We start from the raw sequence: 19856 nt of genomic DNA, 5'->3' as shown, positions 1-19856 counted from the left end.
CGTCCACTATCCCCGGCGGCTTGCCGCCGCCGGATTCTATCGGCCCTTCCCGGTAAACATGCCCTCCAACATGGTTCGCAACGACCTCCCGGAGGTCTGCATGCCGAGAAGCACCGCAAGAATGATGAATGCGCCGACGAAGGCGCCTTGCCAGTTGGAATCGATGCCCGCCATCAGCAGCGCGTTGCGGATGACTTCCAGGAACGCCGCTCCGATCACCGCGCCGAACGCGGTGCCATAACCGCCCATCAGGTTGGCCCCGCCGATCACGGTGCCGGCGATGACGCGCAGCTCGTAACCCGTACCCATGGCGTTGATGGCAGAGCCGCTGTAGCCAAGCAGCAGCAGCGAGGCGACCGCGGCGCAGAACGCCGAAAACACGTAGGCCTGGAATTTGATCCGGTCGACCGGCACGCCGGTCATGCGCGCGGCGTTCTCGTTGCCGCCGATGGCGAACAGGTGGCGCGCCCAGGCGGTGAAGATGAAGACGGCGCCGAGCGCCAGCGCCATCACCACCATCACCCAGAAGTGCGATGACAGCGACGGAATCCAATGAGGCATCCATCCGTCGGGCGTGTGCACGGGCCACTTCGCCTGGCCGATCGCCTTGACGATCGGCGCGTCCGGGCCGAACTGGTAGAGCATCTGGTTGCCGGAGAGCACGACCGCCAGCGAACGCGCGATCGATAGCATGCCGAGCGTCACCACGAAGGACGGCATGCCGACATAGGCGACGAAGAAGCCGTTGAAGGCGCCGCAGGCAAGACCCGCCAGCAGCCCGGCGCCGAAAGCCGCGTACCACGGATAGTGCCACGTCAGCAAAAGGCCTGCGACGATCGCCACCAGACCCATCACCGATCCCACGGAAAGGTCGATCCCGCCGGTGATAAGCACCACCGTCATGCCGAGACCCATGATGGCTATCGGTGCGAAATTGCGGGTGATGTTGGTGACGTTGTCGACGGTGCCGAAGCTCGGCTCCAGCCAGGTCATGAACACCACCAGGACGAACAGCGCCACCGCCACCCAGAAGGCCTGGCTGGAAATGACGCTCTGGAGCGCAGTCTGCTCCTTGATGCCGACCACGTCGGCAATCGAGGCGTGGCCTTCTTCGAGAGTCTGGCTCTGGCTAGGCGGCACGGATCGCTCCCGTAATCAGGCCCGTGATCTCCTCGGGCGAGGTGTCGGCTGTGCGCTTGTCGGCGACCTTCGAGCCGCGGCGCAGCACGACGATGCGGTCGCACACCGCGAACACGTCCGGCATGCGGTGGCTGATCAGCATGACGGAAACCCCGCGAGCCTTCTGCCGTCGAATGAGTTCCAGCACCTCGGCCACCTGCCGCACCGAGATGGCCGCCGTCGGCTCGTCCATCAGCACCAGTTTTGCGTTGGAAAGGCGCGTGCGGGCGATGGCGACGGCCTGGCGCTGCCCGCCCGACATTTTTTTGACGAGGTCGCGCGGGCGTGTCTCGGATTTCAGTTCCTCGAACAGTTGCCCGGCCCGTCCGATCATCGACTGCTTGTCGAGGATGCGGAACGGCCCAAAACCCTTCTTCATCTCCCGGCCGAGAAAGACATTCTGCGCGGCTGTCAGATTGTCGGCCAGCGCGAGGTCCTGGTAGACGACCTCGATGCCTTCGGCGCGCGCCTCGATCGGCTTGTGGAAATGGCAGGCCTTGCCGCCGACGACGATCTCACCTTCGCTGGGCGGGAAGTTGCCGGCGATCAGCTTGACCATGGTGGATTTCCCGGCGCCGTTGTCGCCCATAAGGCCGACGACCTCGCCGCTCTCCACTGAAAAACTGACATCGGATAGGGCGCGGATGGCCCCAAAGCTCTTGCCCACGCCGCGCACTTCAAGCAGCGACATTCATGTCTCCTCCTCCGCCCGCCAGTTTGTTCACCACTGGTCGGACCAGATGAAAAGCTAGCAGAGAAACTTTGCTCCGTCACCTTCTCTCTGGCGCCCGCGCACCAATTGCATTGCCCCTAGATGCGCGAGTCATGCGGGTGCGGTCGGGCTCCCTTACCTCTGGAGATACGGGATGATCTTCAGTCCGTGATAGACAGGGTTGGCGGCAAGATAATCCTTTGCAGCGAAGAGCAAGTCGCCCAGCGCATCGCGATCGAAGGCGGGATCTTTCTCCGAGAGAGCAAGATCCGTCTCGATGACATAGATCGGCTTCGCAGCCCCCTTGACCGTCCCGTATGCCGGACGGATAGCCCGGACGTGAAGGTGCTCAAGCATGATCGTCCTCCCCGAACAGTGCCGAGATGGGTCCGGTGGACGGGCGGCGATACGAGCCTTCGACGGCTGCGGACATGACGGTTCTCCTCGTCTGGCGTCTCCCTTTTAGCAGGGGGCTCCTGACAGCCTTTTGTCAGGAGCCGGCAGCAGCCGGCCCAAAAGAAAAGGGCGCCGAACCGACGCCCTTTCCCCCGTTGGAAAAACGCAGCTTCAGGCTTACTGCGGCAGCTTGTCGTCGACGCCCTTGACGTAGAAATTCAGGCCGAGAAGCGTGCCATCGTCGGCGCTTTCGCCGGCCTTCAGCCACTCGGTGCCGTCCTGCTTGGTGATCGGGCCGGTGAACGGCTTCAGTTCGCCGGATTCGATCTTGGCCTGGGTTTCCTCGGCCGTCTTCTTCACGTCGTCCGGCATGTTGGTGTAGGGCGCCATTGTCAGGATGCCGTCCTTCAACCCGTCCCAGCTCGACTCGCCACCCTTCCAGGTGCCGTCAAGCACCATCTTGATGCGCTTGACGTAATACGGACCCCAGGTGTCCTCGATCGCCGTGAGCTGCGACTTCGGGCCGGCCTGGATCTGGTCGAAGGCCTGCCCGAAGGCATGGATGCCGCGCTCTTCCGCGACCTGCATCGGGCCGGTCGAATCGGTGTGCTGGGTGATGATGTCGACGCCTTGGTCGATCAGCGCCTTGGCGGCGTCGGCTTCCTTGCCGGCGTCGAACCAGGAGTTGACCCACACGACCTTGAGCTTGAAGTCCGGATTGACCGATTGCGCGCCGAGGATGAACGAGTTGATGCCCTGCACGACTTCCGGGATCGGGAACGAGGCGATGTAGCCTGCAACGCCCGTCTTCGACATCTTCGCGGCGATCTGGCCGATGATGTAGCGGCCTTCATAGAAGCGCGAATTGTAGGTGGTGAGATTCGGCGCGGTCTTGTAGCCGGTCGCGTGCTCGAACTTCACGTCCGGGAATTTTGCGGCGACCGCCACCGTCTGATCCATGAAACCGAATGAGGTGGTGAAGATGATGGCGCATTTGGAGCGGGCGAAACGCTCGATGGCGCGCTCGGCGTCGGGGCCTTCCGGCACGTTTTCGAGGAAGGCGGTCTCGACCTTGTCGCCAAGTTCCTTCTCGACCAGCTGGCGGCCCTGTTCGTGCGCCTGCGTCCAGCCGCCATCCGTCTTGGAGCCTACATACAGGAAGCAGGCCTTGATCTTGTCCTGCGCCATGGCCGGCATGGCGACGCTGAACGCCAGCGCCGCGGCCAGTCCGAATACGATCTTTTTCATTTCCGTCCGATCCTCTGTGGTTTTGAGCAATAGCGGGCTTTTGCCCTTATCGTTCTTCTACAATTCCCTACCCTATCTGTCAGGCACGAAGGCGCGGCCAAGCGAAGCCGGCGTGTTCATCATCGTCAGCCGTCGATTGCGCGAAATTAGTACGAGAACGATGACCGTTGCCAGATAGGGCAGCGCAGAAAGCAGTTGAGAAGGTATGCCGAGACCCAGCGCCTGCGCATGCAACTGCCCGATCGTCACCGCGCCGAACAGATAGGCGCCGGCCAGCACCCGCAGCGGCCGCCAGGAGGCGAACACCACCAGCGCCAGCGCGATCCAGCCGCGGCCGGCCGTCATGTTCTCCACCCACTGCGGCGTATAGACCAGCGACAGATGCGCGCCGGCAAGCCCCGCGCAGGCGCCGCCGAAGATCACCGCCAGATAGCGGTAACGGATGACCGGGATGCCGAGCGCATGCGCCGAGCCGTGATTGTCGCCGATGGAGCGCAACGTCAGCCCGGTCCGCGTGCGGAACAGGAACCAGATGACGCCCACCGTCAGCGCGATCGACATGTAGAAGATCGGATCCTGCCCGAATATCAGCTTCCCGATCAGCGGGATGTCGGAGAGGACAGGAATGTAGAGACTGGGCAGCCGCTCGCCTGCCGAACCGACAAAATTCTCGCCGATCATGCCGGACAGGCCAAGGCCGAGCAGCGTCAGCGACAGGCCGGTCGCCACCTGGTTGGTGGCGATGGAAAGTGTCAGGAAGGCGAACAGCAACGAGAATACCGCGCCGGCCACTATGCCGCCGAACACGCCGATCCAGGGCGAACCCGTCAGCGCGGCAGCCACGAAGCCGCAGGCCGCGCCCATCACCATCATGCCTTCGACGCCGAGGTTGAGCACGCCGGAGCGCTCGACCACCAGTTCGCCGAGTGCGGCGATCAGCAGCGGCGTCGCGGCCGTGGCTATGGTGAGCAGGATGCTTTCAGCTATACCCATGATCACGCTCCCTCGGCCGCCTTGAGCGCCGGCGTCTCGACTGGCTTCGGCGCGGCGAAGCCCACAAAACGCACGCGATAGTGGATGAGCGTGTCGCAGCCGAGCACGAAGAACAGCAGCATACCCTGGAAGACACGCACGACCTTGTCGGAGAGCCCGAGCGAGATCTGCGCCGCCTCGCCGCCGAGATAGGTGAGGCCGAGGATGAGACCCGAAGCGATGATGCCAAGCGGGTTCAGCCGGCCGAGGAAGGCGACGATGATCGCCGTAAAACCGTAGCCGGGCGAAATCGTCGGCTGCAGATAGCCGATCGCCCCGGAGACCTCCGATATGCCGGCCAAGCCCGCCAGCGCTCCGGAAACCATGAAGGCGAAGAACACCATCTTCGATGAACTGAAACCCGCGAAGCGCCCTGCCCTCGGGCTGCCGCCAAGCACGCGGATCTCAAAACCCTTCAGCGTGCGAGTGACCAGTATCCAGGCAAGCACCGCCGCGACCAGCGCGAAGACGATGCCGAGATTGGCCGAATCGCCGTTGGGCAGCAGCTTCGGCAAAACCGCGTCGTCGCTGAAGGTGATGGAGCGCGGAAAATTGTTGCCCTTGGGATCGCGCCACCAGCCGCGCACCAGCCAGTCGAGGAAAAGCTGGGCGATGTAGACCAGCATGAGGCTGGTCAGGATCTCGTTGGTGTTGAAGCGCGTCTTCAGCAGCGCCGGGATGGCCGCGTAAAGCGCGCCGCCGATCATGCCCATGATCAGCATCAGCGGCAGAAGCAGCGGCCCCTGGAACTCCGGCACCATGACCGGCAGGATCGAGCCGAAGATGCCGCCGATGACGAACTGGCCCTCGGCGCCGATGTTCCAGTTGTTGGAGAGGTAACAGATCGACAGGCCGACGGCGATAAGGATCAGCGGCGCCGCCTTCACCGTCAGCGCTTCCAGCGACCACATTTCGCGCAGCGGGTCGATGAAATAGAAGTAAAGCGCGTCGAACGGGTTCTTGCCGAGCAGCGAAAACAGGATCGCGCCGAAGATCAGTGTCAGCACCAGCGCGATGAAGGGCGAAAGCGCCGAAAACAGCGCGGATTGCTGGGGTCTTTTGACGAGTTCGACGCGCATCAGGCCGTCTCCATCCCAACGGCGGCGTGGCCGGGTTCGGCGCCGCCCATCAGCAGGCCGATCTTCTCGAACGTCGCCTCGGCGATCGGCAGCGGCTTCGACAATTCGCCATTGTGCATGACCGCGATGGCGTCGGAAATCTCGAACAACTCGTCGAGGTCCTGGCTGATCACCAGTACGGCCGAGCCGGAGCGCGCCAATTCGATCAGCGACTGGCGGATCTTTGCCGCCGCACCTGCGTCGACGCCCCAGGTCGGCTGGTTGACGACCATCACCGAAGGCCGCCGGTCGAGTTCGCGGCCGATGATGAACTTCTGCAGATTGCCGCCCGAAAGTGCTGCGGCCTCGGGGTCGCGGGCGCTCTTGCGCACGTCCATCACCTCGATGATGCGCTGCGCGGCCGCGTCGACCGCTGATGTCTTGACCATGCCGCCGGCTGCTACAAAAGCCTTATGGTCGGTCGCGTAGCGAGACAGCAGAAGATTCTCCGAGAGCTTCATGCGCGGCGCGGCGCCATGCCCGAGGCGTTCCTCCGGCACGAAGGCGGCGCCCTGGAGGCGGCGGCCGGTGATCGACAGACGCCCGGCATCCTTGCCGCGGATACGGATGGTGCCGGCATCCGCCTGCATCGCTTCACCCGACACCGCTTCGAAGAACTCGCCCTGCCCGTTACCGGCAACGCCCGCGATGCCGATCACTTCGCCGGCGCGCACGTTGAGGCTGATGCCGCGCAACGGGATCGAGAACGGGGTCGCCGGGCTTCGCGACAGGTTCCTGATCTCCAGAAGTGCCGCGGCCTTGTCCATGCCGGCCACCGGCTGGCGCACGACGGCCTGCACCTCGTTGCCGACCATCATGCGGGCCAGCGACGAGGCCGTCTCCTTGCGCGGGTCGCAATGGCCTACCACCTTGCCGTGACGCAGGACGGTTGCGGCGTCGCACATGCGCTTCACCTCTTCGAGGCGATGCGAGATGTAGAGGATCGACTTTCCTTCGGCGCGCAGCCGGTCGAGCGTCTCGAACAGCTTGTCGGCCTCCTGCGGCGTCAGCACCGAGGTCGGCTCGTCGAGGATGATCAGCCTCGGCGTCTGTAAGAGGCAGCGGATGATCTCGATGCGCTGGCGTTCGCCGACCGAAAGGTCGCCGACCAGCGAGTAAGGATCGAGCGGCAGGCCATAGGCATGCGACAGCGCCTGCGCCTTGGCCGCGATGGTGGAGATCGGCGTGTTGTCGTCAAGCGAGAGCGCTATGTTCTCGGCCGCCGTCAGCGCGTCGAACAGCGAAAAATGCTGGAAAACCATGCCGATGCCGAGCTTTCTCGCAGCACTCGGGCTGGCGATGCGCACCGGCTGGCCCTGCCAGCGGATCTCGCCGGCATTGGGCTCAAGCGAGCCGAAAAGCATTTTTACCAGCGTGGATTTTCCCGCGCCGTTCTCGCCGAGCAGCGAATGGATCTCGCCCTTGCCGACGGTGAGGTCGACATGGTCGCACGCTTTCAGCGCGCCGAATATTTTTGTGAGGCCACGCACCTCAAGCAGAGGCGCGGCTTGCCCGCCGTTTAGTGCACTCACGGTGCCCCCAGTCTGTTTGCCAGCTGTGTTTTATGTTCCCGGCACCATGGTAGGCGCGACACGCCCCGAACGCAAAGATTTACACGCTTGAAAGAGCTTCAAGAAAATCAGGGGATAAGGACGGTCGTGCCGGTGGTTTTCCGGGCCTCCAGATCGGCATGGGCGCGGGCCGCATCCGCCAGCCTGTGGCGCTGGTTGACGACGATCTCCACCGTCCCGTCGGCAATGACGCTGAACAGCGCTGCGGCCGCCTCTTCCAGTTCCTGCCGCTTGGCGATGTAGGTGAACAGCGTCGGCCTTGTCGCGTAGAGCGAGCCTTTTTGCGACAGGATGCTCATCGCAAACGGCGGGATTGGGCCGGAGGACTGGCCGAAGCTGACGAACATGCCGCGCGGCTTCAGGCAGTCGAGCGAGCCGGGAAACGTGTCCTTGCCGACAGAATCATAGACCACGTCGCAGAGTTTGCCGCCGGTGATATCCTTCACCGCCGCGACGAAATCCGTTTCGCGGTAGTCGATGACATGGTCGTAGCCGTGGCTTTTGGCCAGCGCCACCTTGTCGGCGGAACCGGCCGTGCCGATGACGGTGGCGCCGAGATGTTTCGCCCACTGGCCGGCGATCAGGCCGACGCCGCCGGCCGCCGCATGGAACAGGATCGTGTCTCCGGGTTTCACCGCGAAGGTGCGGCGCAGAAGGTATTCCGCTGTCAGCCCCTTAAGCATCGAGGCCGCCGCCTGCTCGTCGGTCACGCCGTCCGGCACCGTCACCAGTCGGTCGGCGGCGATCACGCGCTCCTCCGCATAGGCGCCGAGGGGGGTCGTATAGGCGACGCGGTCGCCGACCTTCAGCCCGCCGACGCCCTCGCCGATCTCCTTGACCACGCCCGCCGCCTCGCCGCCGGGCGTCAGCGGAAGACCGTTGGGCGGCGGATAGAGGCCTGTGCGGTAATACACGTCGATGAAGTTCAGCCCGATCGCCTTGTGCGCGACAAGGACCTGCCCAGGCCCAGGCTTGCCGGGGTCGGCGTCCTCATAGGTCAGGACTTCGGGACCGCCATGGGCATGGATGCGGACTGCTTTGGACATGTGAACTCCAGGACAAGTGCCGGGGACAGTTTACTTTTTGCCCCAGAAAGGCGTCGACGCTTCAGGGTAGTTGCGGGGGGCAAAAAGTAAACTGTCCCCTGCCTATCCCTTCTTGGCGCCGAGACTGGGGAAAAACTGCATCACGATGCCGATCGAGAAAAGATAGATGCCGGTGACCGAGATGCCGACCTTGGTGAAGAAGCTGACGTTCTCCGTCAGGAGCCCGATCTTGTTGTACCAGGCGGCAAGGGCCGCCTCCAGAAGCGCCAGCGCGCCAAAGGCGCACCATAGAAGCGTCATGCCGAGATTGATCGGCCTCAACCGGACCACGCGCACGGGATGAATGAAATAGACGGGCACGAAGGTCATGATGCCGGCGATCACCACGACGGCGAACGACGTCCAGGGACCGGGCTCGATGACGAAAAGCGTGAACACGATCATGTTCCAGACGACCGGGAAGCCTTTGAAAAAGTTCTCCTTCGTCTTCATGCCGGTGTCGGCGTAGTAGATCGCGCTCGACACGACGATGATGGCCGCCGACAGGAACGACAGCCCCTCGCCCATCAGCCCGCGCTGGTAGAGCGCGAAGGCCGGGATCAGCACGTAGGTTACGTAGTCGATGATGTTGTCGAGGAGTTCGCCCGACCATGTCGGCAGGATTTCCTTGACCTCGAGTTTTCTCGCGATCGGCCCGTCAATGCCGTCCACGAACAGCGCCAGCCCAAGCCACCAGAACATCGCCGTCCAGCGTTCCTCGCTGGCCGCGACCAACGACAGGAAGGCCAGGAACGAGCCGGACGCCGTGAGCAGGTGAACGGAAAACGCCCGCGCCTGCGGCCACGTCACCTTCTTCTTCGGTTTCGGAATGCGTTCTGAAAGCGGCTTGCCGGTCACGGTCCGTGCCAATCCAGCTTGCATATCTCGGCCGAGCGCCCGGCGAAATTCCAGTTGCGGCCGAAGGCGCGCATGCGGCTCTTCTCGGCCTTGGCGACGATGATCTCCGGCGCGATCCAGTATTCGGAATTGGTGATAACGGTATCCTTGCCGCGATCCTTGCCGGGGATCGGCGTCACCGCGCCATCGATGATTTTTGGTATCTGGAAGATGCGGGTGCGGTCCAGGGTCTCATAGACGATTGGCGCCTGCTCGACGCCGAGGAACTTTCCGACGAGGATCGACAGCAGCGAGGTCGTGCCGCCCGCCTTGCCGGAGAAGATTTTGGCGAAAGCCTTTTGCGCGTAGATGGAGGCGCGCTTGTCGACGAACAGGCCGGCAGTCCAGTTGCCTCGGCTCATGTAACCGGGAATTTCCATGATCAGGCCAAGGTTCAGGCCGGAAAGATCGACCTCTCCGAAATGCCCGGCATCGATGCGGAACCCCGCCCAGGTCTGGCAATAGCCTTCCGTCGGCGGGTGCGATCCCAGCGACAACACACACGGGCAGAAGACGGTGCAATTGCAGGAGAGCACCAGCTCTCCCTTCATCGCCCAGCTTGGCTCGGCCATTTCTTCCCCCAGACTCTCACAAGGCAGTAAACAGCAGCGCGCCGGCCCATACAAGCAGGATCGTTCCGGCCAGCCGTCCGACCAAACGGCCCGGCACCTGCTTTTCCACAACGGCGAACAGCGCCAGCAGCACCATCCAGAACAGATTCATGGTGCCGACGGCGAACATCACCAGCATCAGCGCCCAGCAGCAGCCGAAGCACCAGACGCCCTCGTCGATACCGAGCCGGAAGATCGCCGCCGGCCTCGTACTCCAGCGCGAAAACAGGATCGGAAACGGCATCCGGCATTTTTTCAGGCAGGCCTCCTTCAGCGCGCTGAACTGATAGAGGCCGGCGATGGCCAGCAGCGTGGCCGCCATCCATGGCGATGCCGAGGCGAGCGGCGCGGCTGAAAATACAGAGCGAAGCGCCAGGTCGAGAGCGGCCAAAGCGACCGCTCCAGCAAGCCAGACCGATAGGTAGCCGGCGACCAAGACCAGCGGGTGAACGGCCCGTTCACCTTTCGCGGCGGCCGTGTCGGCAATCTCGCAATAGGTCTTCACCATCGGCGCCGCCGAGGGCAGCATCATCGCCACCGCCATCAGGAACCACATCGCTGTCGTGAGCAGAAACTGGCTCGGCGTCGATCCGGATGCGATGACCGGATTGAGGCAAAGCGATACCAACGAGTCCATGAAGGCCGGCAGGGGCAAGGAGGCGAACCCACCAAGAAGCCCGTCGCCGGCAAGACCTTCGCCCGGCGGCCTCGTTTCGACGGCCCGCTTTGCGAGCATGGCCAGCCCCGTCCACGCCAGCGCGATCGAGCCGGCAAGCACGATCCAGACGGCGACCGTCGGCCTTGCCGACAGGCGGCCCGCCGCGCGTGCCGTGCGATCCAGCGCCGGAAAATCGAAATTGTCGCTGCTCATAATCTGCCGGCGGCCAAACCGCCGCGTTGATCGAAACCGCACCGGACCATATACCGGTAGGCAGTTGCAACGGATAGCGGACGCATGGCTGAGAACAGCGAAAGCAGCGACGTCATCGTGGCAGGAACCGGGCCGGCGGGCATGCTCGCCGCCCTCGCCTTCGCGCGCGCCGGATTTTCGGTCGGACTGGCCGGCCCCGCCGCAAACAGGGCCGACGGGCGCACCACCGCGTTGATGGCGCCGGCCCTTGCCATTCTCGACAGCGTCGGGGTGCTTTCCGAGATCGAACCCGAGTCTGCGCCGCTTCGTATCATGCGCATCGTCGACGGCACGCACCGGCTGGTCCGCAGTCCCGTCGTCACCTTCCATGCCGGCGAGATCGGTGAGCGGCATTTCGGCCTGAACATCCCGAATCGGGTGCTGAACAGTGCCCTGGAGTCAGCCGTCCGCCAGGCGCCGGGTATTTTTTGGCACGAATCGCTGGTGGATGGTTGGGATATCGGCGAGGCGCAAATCGCGGCGCGACTGGCCGACGGTTCGGCGCTTGCCGCGAAGCTCGCTGTCGCCGCCGACGGCCGCAACTCGCCGGCTCGCGCCGCGGCAGGCATCCGTGTCTCGACGAAAACATATCCGCAATCGGCGTTGGTGCTCACCTTTGCCCACACGCGCGGCCACGCCTTCACCTCGACCGAATTCCATACCGAGAATGGCCCGTTCACCCAGGTCCCGCTTCCGGGCGACCGCTCCAGTCTCGTCTGGGTCATGCGGTCGAAAGAGGCGGAACGATTGGCCGCCCTGCCGAAGGACGAGCTTTCCCGCATCGTCGAGGCCCGCATGCAATCGATGCTCGGCAAGGTGACGGTCGATGCGGCCTGCCAGATCTATCCGCTTTCCGCCAGCCTGCCGGCGGCATTCGCGAAGAACCGCATCGCGCTTGTCGGCGAGGCGGCGCACATGTTCCCCCCCATCGGCGCGCAAGGGCTGAACCTCGGCATTAGGGATGTTCAGCAACTTGTTGAGATCGCTTCGAACAATCGCACGGATCCCGGCAGTGCCAAGGTCATGGCGGCCTATGACGCGAAGCGCCGGCCCGACATTCTGGCGCGTACCGGCGCGGTCAGCCTGCTCAACCGCTCGCTGCTGTCCGATCTCCTGCCGGCGCAGCTTGCGCGGAGCGCGGGGCTCGGCGCGCTCGCCGCGTTCGCTCCCCTGCGGGCCCTGTTCATGCGCGAAGGGCTGAGGCCGGGCAGCGGCTTTTTCTCGATCTTCTCAACGGTTCGGGAACAGGTCCGCAGGTAGGGCGCCGGTGGTGATCAGGTAGAGCAGCGCGGTCACCGTCACCACCGAGAGGCAGGTGGTGATCAGCACACTCGCGGAGGCGCGCTCGACCCAGACGCCATATTGCTGGGCGATGACAAAGACGTTGGTAGCAGTCGGCAGCGAGGCCAGCAGCACGGCCGTGTAGATCCAGCCATGCGGATAGTCGCCGATCCAGCTCAGCACCACATAGCAGAGCACCGGATGCACCGTGAGTTTCAGGATGGCAATCGGCGCAAGCTCGACCGGCATCCGCCGCAGCGGCCTGAGCGCCAGCGTCACGCCCATGGCAAACAAGGCGCAAGGGGCCGCGGCGCGCGCCAGGTAATCCAGCAAACGCTCGATCGGCATGGGCGGGCGGAATTCGAATGCCGCGGCCGCAACGCCGATCGCGGTCGCGATGATGAAGGGATGCAGCACGATCTTGCGGACCACGCCCAGCGCAAGCCGCAGCGGCGGCTCGCCCCTGCCCCCGGCCAGCGCCATCATCATCGGCGCCACGGCGAAATGCATGATGTTTTCGAAGCAGAAGATCAGCGCCACAGGCACCGCCGCTTCCTCGCCGAGCGCCAGCAAGGCGATGCCGGGACCCATGTAGCCGATATTACCGTAGGCCGCGGCGAGGCCACGCAGCATCGACTGCGCGATGTCTCCGCGCGAGGCGATCATCGAACCGATGAACATGATCGAGAAGACGATATAGGTCGCCAGCACCGCGCCGAATATGAAACCCCAGGCGGTCAGTTGCTCAATCGGCGTCTTGGCCAGAAGTTGGAAGAACAGCGCAGGCAACGCGACATAAAGGATGAAGGTGTTCATCCAGCCGAGCGCTTCCAGCGGTTGCCTGGTCAGCCGCGCAACTAAAAAGCCGACGAAGATGAGCCCGAAGAACGGGATGACGAGACCGATGACGTCGTACATGACTCGCGGGTGGGTTGAGGAGACGCCGCGCTAACGCGTTGTTCGATATGGCGTCAAGCTGAAGGATTGAAATTACCGATCGATTGCGCCAAATAGAAACCCAGGGTGCGTAACATGATCAATATGAAGGCGGCAAAATTCGGAATCGGCCAGGTGGTCCGCCATCGGCATTTTCCCTTCCGCGGGGTCATCTTCGACATCGATCCGGAATTCAACAACAGCGAGGAATGGTATCAGGCCATCCCCGCCGAGGTGCGGCCGCGCAAGGACCAGCCCTTTTACCATTTGCTCGCCGAGAATTCCGACACGGAATACGTCGCCTACGTGTCCGAGCAGAACCTTCTCGAGGACGAATCGGGCGAACCCGTCCGGCATCCCCAAGTGCGCGAGATGTTCCGCAAGGCGTCGGACGGGCGCTATCATCCGAAGGATACGATGAAACACTGAGTGGCGGCATGCTACGCAATACGGCACTGGAGTCGGCGGCTGCGCACGGTTCGACCAGCTACGGCCCCCTGACGCCGGTGCGACTGCATGCGGTCCTCCGAGGCAGCCAGCCAAGCAGGACCGAACTTGCAGCCGTGTATCAGGCTCTCTCCGAAACGCCGCTCCATAGACTTGCGACACTGGCGCGCGAGATTGACCTGCCATTCGATGCGCTCGACGAAAGGTTTACCGCGCTTTTCGGCAAGACGTTGAGGGAGGCGCAACAGTGGAACCTTGGCGGACACTGATCGGTATCGCCATCGAGCGCCTTGAAGGGATCGGGCTGGATAGAACGCAATGGATCTGGGGCGGCGGCACGGTGCTGATGCTCAGATATCACCATCGGTTGAGCCGCGACGTCGATATCTTCATCAACGATGTGCAGTATCTATCGTACCTGTCTCCACGTCTGAACGAGGCCGGATCGGATAACATTCTGGGCTACAGTGAGCAGGCAAATCATTTGCGGCTCGAATATCCTCAAGGCGAGATCGATTTCCTCACCGTAGCCCCCGTGTTCCCCCACATCATGCCCGAAATGAGACGACTGGAAGGTGTCGAAGACTTCGTTCAGCTAATGCCTGACAAGGAGATTCTAGCGCAGAAGCTCCACTATCGGGCCGCCGGTTTCACCGGACGCGACCTTTATGATTTCGCGGCGGTTACACAAGCCAACTCCGCGTTGCTTGGCGATGTCGACTTGCACAAGATTGCGGTGGAAAGGCGGGATGCGCTGGAAGTTTCGCTTCAATCGGCTGATTGCGCGCTCGGCTATGAGCAGGTCAGACAGCCAACGCTACACCTGTCGTTTGCGGATGCGCGGGCCGCGTTGATTGACTGGATCGGTGGTTTTGATCGCGCTCCGCGCTCGGCGGTATGATTCTTCAAGGACAGAGCCTGTCGGATGGTCATCCGTCAGCGCCTTAAGACCGCAACGGGCTAGATTGCCACAATCGGGCTTGGACAAAAGGCCGCCTTCGACGGCCTTTTTTTTGCTAATTATTCAAAGTCCTACAGCGACGACGTAATCTGCAGTTCCTCGACGCCGTCGCGGGCGTAGATGTCGTCGCGCAAGTGGACGACGCCTTCGCCGGTCGACCAGGCGGAGACATAGGTGAAATGGACCGGGACGGGATTGACGACCTGGATAGGCGTATTCTCGCCGCCCTTGATCGTCGCCTCGAGATGCTGCCGGTTCCAGCCGGGTGTGTCGCGCAGGATCCAGACGACCAGGTCGCGCACGTTCTGGACGCGCACGCAGCCCGACGAATCGAAGCGCATCAGCTTGTTGAACAAGCCCTGCGACGGCGTGTCGTGCATATAGACGTTTTCCGGGCTCGGAAAATTGATCTTCACCGAGGCCATGGCGTTGATCGCACCCGGATCCTGACGGAAGCGGAATTTTGCCGCATCCTCCGTCGACCAGTCGATGGTGGCCGGATCGATCTCGCCATCCGGCCCGAGGATACGGATGTAATTCTCCTTGAGGTAATTGGGGTTCTTGCGCATCAGCGGAATGATGTCCTTGCGAACGATCGATTCCGGCGCATTCCAGTAAGGATTGACGATGACCTCGTTGATCTTGGAGTCGAGCAGCGGCGTCTGCCGGTCGATCTTGCCGACGATGGCCGTATGGCGCGAAACGACGCGGTCGGCCTCGACCGCCTCGATCTGGGCGGCAGGAACATTGACGACGACGTAGCGGGGACCGAGCGTGCCGGCCTTGGCGGCAAGCCGCGAAAGGTTGGTCTGGAGCTGGCCAAGGCGGACCTGCGCCGAAACGTTCATCGCCTTGAAGCTGTACTGGCCCATCACGCCATCCGCGGGGAGGCCATGCCGTGCCTGGAAGCGCTTCACGGCCGCGTCGACATAGGTGTCGAAAGACGGCGAGATACCCGCATTGGGCGACAGGTCGCCCGAAACCATCAGGCGCTTGCGCAGCACCTCGACATCGGGATCGGAGACGCCGAGCTTGAGCTTCTTATCGGCCGGAACGACTGGCCAGCCGCCGGCCGCGACGATGCCCTGGTACTGGCCGATCGCCGCTTCGATGTATGAAACCGTCTGCTGGCTGAAGATCGGCGTGCGCGACGAAACCTTGGCGCCTCCGGTGGCCTTTGCGTCGAATTCGTCGTCCCAATTGCCGCGGCGCGACGATTTAAGCACCGCGCCAACCGCGTCCGTGTCCTCGGCTAAGGCGCTGCCCGCGACGAGCGATGCCGCGACGGCGGCAGTGCCGGTGAGAAACGAGCGGCGGCTTGTGGTAATGGACATTCCCGGCTTTTTCCTGCTTTCGACCACGGACCCAACGTGCCCGCAGATTAAATTAGTCAATCTTAACAATTGACCAACCATGACGAGGCGTCACCTCAATTCGGGCGACCGCAACGCAATTCCGCGTGATGAACCACCTTTAATAGGCTCCCTCAGGCTCGGGATTTCATCCGAATATGGCGGCAGCGTGACCAAAGGCGAGGCGTGCGAGCGATGAACCGTCCGGTGTGGCGGTGGAACCACAGACCGCTCCCCGGGGGACCGGTCCCGACGACGATTGGATTTTCGCAAGCCATTGCATGGCTGTCGCTGACCCTCGCCTTTTAGATGAGTGGCTCGCAACCCAGAGCTAAGTCGCGCGTTTCTCGCAGCCGGTTCATGATCGCCGGGCGCATGGGAGGAAAACAGGATGAGCCGCAATCGCTTTGCCCAACCGGTCTCGATCTTTGTCGGGCTGGGCTTTCCGCGTGACGTGGAAACGCCGCAAGAGGCCTTTCAGGTTCTGAACGAGTGGGCGGGGTCACGCGGGCCAACCCATGCCATGGCGCTCAATGTCTGCCGCATGGCGTTGGGCGATGAAATGAGCATCGAGGCCGCGCGCATCGCTTTCGAGGCATTTGCCGAGGCGCGCGGCATGCTGGCGCCCGATGCGATGATCGACGCCGCAAAGCGTGCTTCCGACGAGTGGCTGCCTGCTCACTGAAGCAACGGTGCCAGCTTTCATGCCGGTCGTCCGGCCTCCCCTAGCGATTGGCCGGCTCCTTTCCCGCTCTTGCTTCGCGACAGCGCGCTTCGTGGTTCGGAGCCGTGGCTCCGCGTGCACGGCGGACATCACCCTACGGGCATGAACATTGCAGTCGTCCCGCTGGCGTTGACTGAAACCAGACAACTGCTCCCGGCATCGGCCGGCGGATTTCCTTGCCAGGTAGGGGTCTCGCCTGCCTTCAATCCACCTGATGCACCGCCCTTAAGCGTCAGAACTGGACATCAAGACCTTGCATTGTCCGGTATGCCCCGAGGCAACCCTTGGGCAGCTTTTGAAATGACAATATTGGAGTGATCCGACACCTTCATGGAGTGGGATCACGACGCTGTCGTCAACCAGACATTATCTCACACGAAAAATATTACGAAGCATGGATTTATGGCGAACACCCGCAAACCAGCATCCGGAAACATTCCAGGAAAAAAGCCTTTGCTCCGCTCGATCCATGTGACGTAGCGCGGACAGCATTAACGCCAACTGCCCCGCGTCGTGCTTTTCGAACTCGACTGCCGTATTGCGACGAACAGGTGGCGCACCTTATTGTCAGGGGCTATTGAGTTGTACTACGATCCGCCGCTCGGAAGATGAATGTTTTCCGGAATCAGTATATCGATTTCTTTCGGTCTCGACCTTTTATGAAGGAGTAGAAATGAACGCTGCGTCAAAGATAAATTTACCTGCGAGTGACCGCGATCTTATTGAAGCTCACGATCAATCACTTCGTCTTGAAAAAAAGGCTACGGCAGAATTGCGTGACAGACTCGATAGCTATCTTGCGCCAAACTATCGATCCCGCAAAATGGTGGATCACTGGGATCGTTTCATCGATAGTCGCGGCTATATGACAGAAGAAGAGTATATGAATTTCCGTTACGCCTGCGAAGAGACTCGACTAGAGAGCAACATGGTTTTCTCGTCCGTGCTCGCCGACAACTTTTCTATTTCCAAAGTGAAAATGGAAGGATCAATATTCGACGACGTTCTGACCAAGCGGGTAGATAATACTGTCCGCCTGAATGGCGAAGACGACTCAGTTCAACTGTCAGATCCCTGGGCGAGCGTCATCGACGGCGGCTTTAAGCACTTGAAGAAATACGGTTACTGGAAAGTCCCTTCTCTCGCTCCCGCCGATCTGGTCAAGAATCTCCGGGCCAAGATCGAGCGCCAGTTGGCGAGCATTCAGGAAGAGGTCGACAAGACGATTGCAGGGAAGGACGGCGCGAAGCTCGCGCACTGGATCGGGACGAGCCAAGCCTTTACCTATGAAGACCTCCACAAGCTCGCCTCCGATCCTCTGATCTATTCCGTCGCGCAGAGGTATCTAGGCGTCCCACCGATCTTCACCACGCCAGTTTCTGTGCTTTCGGGCCCCGTGAGACCGAAGCAACAAAAGGAGATGTTTGGCACCGGCCAACTCTATCACTACGACATGCATCGACTGAAATTCGTCAAGATGTTCATCTACCTGACGGATGTTGGTCCGGGCTCCGGACCGCATACGCTCATTCCCGGCACGCATATCAAGCGCCCCGATTCCCTGTTGGAAGATCGACGGTACAGCGAGGAGGAGATGATCGCCTCAGGCCTTAAGGGGAACGAGATCAGCATCACCGGGCCCGCCGGAACGGTGTTTTTCGTGGATACGAGTTGCTACCATAAGGGCGCCTCTCCCCTGACTGATTATAGGATTATGGCACAGGTTCAGTTCAGCAACTCGTTGTTCGGAAAGCCCGTCAAGCCGGTCGAACACAAGATCCAGCATGCTCACTCCACCGATAAAATCAGCGGCACGCTGGAGAAATCTTGCAACCTCGTGCGCAAGTATGTGCGCCGCAGAGGCGTGCGGTTCATGCAAAACTATATCTGAGCGATCACAAGTTCCTGAAAACCGGAGCGTTGCCTTTCAATCGCTCCATTGCTCGGATACCAGTGATTCCGGTCATGAGGATAACCCCGATAGAGACTGTCTTCTCCAGAGCGGCGCGTGCGATTGCGGGCGTTTTGATCGCCGGCGCGGTGACGATTGCCGCGTCCGCTCAGGCCTATGCCCAGTCCAACCTGCCGGTGGTTCGCGACGCCGAGATTGAAGCTCTGGTCCGCGATTATGCGCGGCCGATCTTCAAGGCCGCGGGCCTGTCCAAATCCGGCATCGACATCATCCTGATTAACGACACGAGCTTCAACGCCTTCGTCGCCGGGCGCCGCATGTTCATCAATACCGGCGCGCTCGTGCAGGCCGAGACGCCGAACGAGATCATCGGCGTCATCGCCCACGAAGCCGGCCATCTGGCCGGCGGGCACCAGGAGCGGCTGCGCGACCAGTTGGCGCGCGCCCAGACCATGGCCATCGTCGCCGGTCTGCTCGGCATCGGGGCTGTCGCGGCGGGCGCCGCAACGAACTCCAGCGAACTCGCACAGGCGGGCGGCGGCATCGCCATGGGCGGCGGGGAATTCGCGCGGCGCGGTCTGCTCGGCTACCAGCGCAGCGAGGAGACCACAGCCGACCGCTCGGCGGTCACCTATCTGGAAGCCACCAGCCAGTCGGCCAAGGGCATGCTGAAGACCTTTGGCCGCTTCCAGAACGCGCTTTCGCTTTCCGGCACGCGGGTCGACCCCTATCAGGTCAGCCATCCGATGCCGCGCGACCGCATCGCCAATCTCGAAACGCTGGCCACGGGCAGCAAATATTACGACGTCACCGATTCGCCGACTCTCCAGCAGCGCCACGACATGATGCGAGCGAAGATCGCGGCGTTCACCCAGGGCCAGTCGGCCGCCGCCCGGCTGTTCCGCAAGGATCCGAAGGGCATTGCCGCACAATATGGCGACACTATCGCGACCTATCTCTACGGCAACCTCAAGTCGGCGCAGAAGAAGGTCGACGCCCTCATAAAACTCCAGCCGAAGAACCCGTATTTCCAGGAGCTTCGCGGCGACATCCTGATGAAGTCAAACAAACCGAAGGAAGCCGCGGAAGCCTATCGCAATGCGGTGCGGCTCGACCCGGTGAAGTCGGGCATCATCCAGATTTCCCTCGGTCAGGCCTTGATCGCGTCGGGCGACCCCGCTTCGCTCAAAAAAGCGGTGAACGAAATCAGCGACGCGCTGGAACGCGACCGCGAGAATCCTGCCGGCTACCGCTACCTTGCCCAGGCCTACGGACAACTCGGTGAAATTCCCGAGGCAGAGCTGGCGACAGCGGAAGGTTACTATTATTCAGGTGCCTATCAGGACGCCAAAATCTTCGCGATGCGCGCGCAGACCAAGATGAAGCGCGGCGAACCCGGCTGGGTGCGCGCGCAGGACATCATCAACTACAAGATTCCGAAAAAGAAGGGTTAGCCGGCCGCCGCAGGAGTGGCGCCGTCGGCG

Annotated in this window: 20 protein-coding genes; 7 read left to right on the top strand and 13 right to left on the bottom strand. The window is 62.2% G+C overall.

Going from position 1 to position 19856, the window contains the following annotated elements; all coding sequences use genetic code 11:
- Positions 1 to 36 precede the first annotated feature (36 nt).
- From ABMA59_RS23620 to ABMA59_RS23570, 11 genes are all read right to left on the bottom strand, one after another.
- Positions 37 to 1140, bottom strand: coding sequence for an ABC transporter permease (locus tag ABMA59_RS23620; RefSeq protein ID WP_349007846.1), 1104 nt, complete (start codon positions 1138 to 1140; stop codon positions 37 to 39).
- On the bottom strand, positions 1130 to 1870 hold the full coding sequence (locus ABMA59_RS23615) for an ATP-binding cassette domain-containing protein (protein WP_349007845.1): 741 nt from the start codon (positions 1868 to 1870) through the stop codon (positions 1130 to 1132). The genes ABMA59_RS23620 and ABMA59_RS23615 overlap by 11 nt, the downstream gene beginning before the upstream one ends.
- Positions 1871 to 2026: 156 nt before the next feature.
- Positions 2027 to 2248, bottom strand: coding sequence for a hypothetical protein (locus tag ABMA59_RS23610; RefSeq protein ID WP_349007844.1), 222 nt, complete (start codon positions 2246 to 2248; stop codon positions 2027 to 2029).
- A 216-nt stretch (positions 2249 to 2464) separates the two neighbouring features.
- Positions 2465 to 3535: a BMP family ABC transporter substrate-binding protein gene (locus tag ABMA59_RS23605; RefSeq protein ID WP_349007843.1), complete on the bottom strand. Its 1071-nt coding sequence runs from the start codon at positions 3533 to 3535 to the stop codon at positions 2465 to 2467.
- Positions 3536 to 3607: 72 nt separating this feature from the next.
- Positions 3608 to 4528, bottom strand: a complete 921-nt coding sequence (locus tag ABMA59_RS23600; protein WP_349007842.1) for an ABC transporter permease — start codon at positions 4526 to 4528, stop codon at positions 3608 to 3610.
- Positions 4529 to 4530: 2 nt separating this feature from the next.
- Complete coding sequence (locus tag ABMA59_RS23595) at positions 4531 to 5646, bottom strand: ABC transporter permease (protein ID WP_349007841.1); 1116 nt, start codon at positions 5644 to 5646, stop codon at positions 4531 to 4533.
- Entirely contained in the window at positions 5646 to 7217 is a 1572-nt protein-coding gene (locus ABMA59_RS23590) for an ABC transporter ATP-binding protein (RefSeq protein ID WP_349007840.1), read from the bottom strand. The genes ABMA59_RS23595 and ABMA59_RS23590 overlap by 1 nt, the downstream gene beginning before the upstream one ends.
- A gap of 107 nt (positions 7218 to 7324) precedes the next feature.
- The gene (locus ABMA59_RS23585) at positions 7325 to 8302 is read right to left on the bottom strand and encodes a quinone oxidoreductase family protein (protein WP_349007839.1); all 978 of its coding nucleotides are present in this window, start codon (positions 8300 to 8302) and stop codon (positions 7325 to 7327) included.
- 102 nt (positions 8303 to 8404) lie between these two features.
- A complete protein-coding gene (pcsA, locus tag ABMA59_RS23580) occupies positions 8405 to 9223 on the bottom strand; it encodes a phosphatidylcholine synthase (protein WP_349007838.1) in 819 nt (272 codons plus the stop codon).
- The gene (locus tag ABMA59_RS23575) at positions 9196 to 9810 is read right to left on the bottom strand and encodes a DUF1326 domain-containing protein (RefSeq protein WP_349007837.1); all 615 of its coding nucleotides are present in this window, start codon (positions 9808 to 9810) and stop codon (positions 9196 to 9198) included. Before ABMA59_RS23575 ends, pcsA begins: the two co-directional genes overlap by 28 nt.
- 16 nt (positions 9811 to 9826) lie before the next feature.
- Positions 9827 to 10720 (bottom strand): DUF2182 domain-containing protein, encoded by an 894-nt coding sequence (locus ABMA59_RS23570; RefSeq protein ID WP_349007836.1) that lies wholly within the window; start codon positions 10718 to 10720, stop codon positions 9827 to 9829.
- A gap of 84 nt (positions 10721 to 10804) precedes the next feature.
- On the opposite strand from ABMA59_RS23570, the gene ABMA59_RS23565 reads away from it, so the two are divergent.
- Entirely contained in the window at positions 10805 to 12019 is a 1215-nt protein-coding gene (locus ABMA59_RS23565) for a UbiH/UbiF family hydroxylase (RefSeq protein WP_349007835.1), read from the top strand.
- On the opposite strand, the gene ABMA59_RS23560 is transcribed toward ABMA59_RS23565, so the two are convergent.
- Positions 11990 to 12958: an AEC family transporter gene (locus ABMA59_RS23560; protein ID WP_349007834.1), complete on the bottom strand. Its 969-nt coding sequence runs from the start codon at positions 12956 to 12958 to the stop codon at positions 11990 to 11992. The genes ABMA59_RS23565 and ABMA59_RS23560 overlap by 30 nt on opposite strands.
- A gap of 123 nt (positions 12959 to 13081) precedes the next feature.
- Between ABMA59_RS23560 and hspQ the strand changes: the two genes are divergently transcribed.
- From hspQ to ABMA59_RS23545, 3 genes are read left to right on the top strand one after another with little or no spacing between them, the layout of a single operon-like run.
- Positions 13082 to 13405: a heat shock protein HspQ gene (gene hspQ, locus ABMA59_RS23555; protein WP_349007927.1), complete on the top strand. Its 324-nt coding sequence runs from the start codon at positions 13082 to 13084 to the stop codon at positions 13403 to 13405.
- Positions 13406 to 13413: 8 nt separating this feature from the next.
- Positions 13414 to 13692 carry a hypothetical protein gene (locus ABMA59_RS23550; RefSeq protein WP_349007833.1) on the top strand — a complete coding sequence of 93 codons (279 nt, stop codon included), beginning with the start codon at positions 13414 to 13416 and terminating at the stop codon, positions 13690 to 13692.
- On the top strand, positions 13671 to 14324 hold the full coding sequence (locus ABMA59_RS23545) for a nucleotidyl transferase AbiEii/AbiGii toxin family protein (RefSeq protein WP_349007832.1): 654 nt from the start codon (positions 13671 to 13673) through the stop codon (positions 14322 to 14324). The genes ABMA59_RS23550 and ABMA59_RS23545 overlap by 22 nt, the downstream gene beginning before the upstream one ends.
- A gap of 131 nt (positions 14325 to 14455) precedes the next feature.
- Here ABMA59_RS23545 and ABMA59_RS23540 read toward each other — a convergent pair whose 3' ends face one another.
- Entirely contained in the window at positions 14456 to 15712 is a 1257-nt protein-coding gene (locus tag ABMA59_RS23540; protein WP_349007926.1) for a L,D-transpeptidase family protein, read from the bottom strand.
- A gap of 415 nt (positions 15713 to 16127) precedes the next feature.
- Between ABMA59_RS23540 and ABMA59_RS23535 the strand changes: the two genes are divergently transcribed.
- The 3 genes from ABMA59_RS23535 to ABMA59_RS23525 all read left to right on the top strand — a co-directional run bounded on the left by ABMA59_RS23535 (position 16128) and on the right by ABMA59_RS23525 (position 19826).
- Positions 16128 to 16421 carry a DUF982 domain-containing protein gene (locus ABMA59_RS23535; protein WP_349007831.1) on the top strand — a complete coding sequence of 98 codons (294 nt, stop codon included), beginning with the start codon at positions 16128 to 16130 and terminating at the stop codon, positions 16419 to 16421.
- 712 nt (positions 16422 to 17133) lie between these two features.
- Entirely contained in the window at positions 17134 to 18351 is a 1218-nt protein-coding gene (locus ABMA59_RS23530) for a phytanoyl-CoA dioxygenase family protein (RefSeq protein WP_349007830.1), read from the top strand.
- Positions 18352 to 18425: 74 nt separating this feature from the next.
- Positions 18426 to 19826: a M48 family metalloprotease gene (locus tag ABMA59_RS23525; RefSeq protein WP_349007829.1), complete on the top strand. Its 1401-nt coding sequence runs from the start codon at positions 18426 to 18428 to the stop codon at positions 19824 to 19826.
- The last annotated feature ends 30 nt before the right edge of the window (positions 19827 to 19856 follow it).

Source organism: Mesorhizobium yinganensis (assembly GCF_040081985.1).
GTDB classification, from domain to species: Bacteria; Pseudomonadota; Alphaproteobacteria; order Rhizobiales; family Rhizobiaceae; genus Kumtagia; species Kumtagia yinganensis.
The sequence above is the reverse complement of the archived record's forward strand: the minus strand, read 5'-3'. Positions and strand labels throughout refer to the sequence as shown.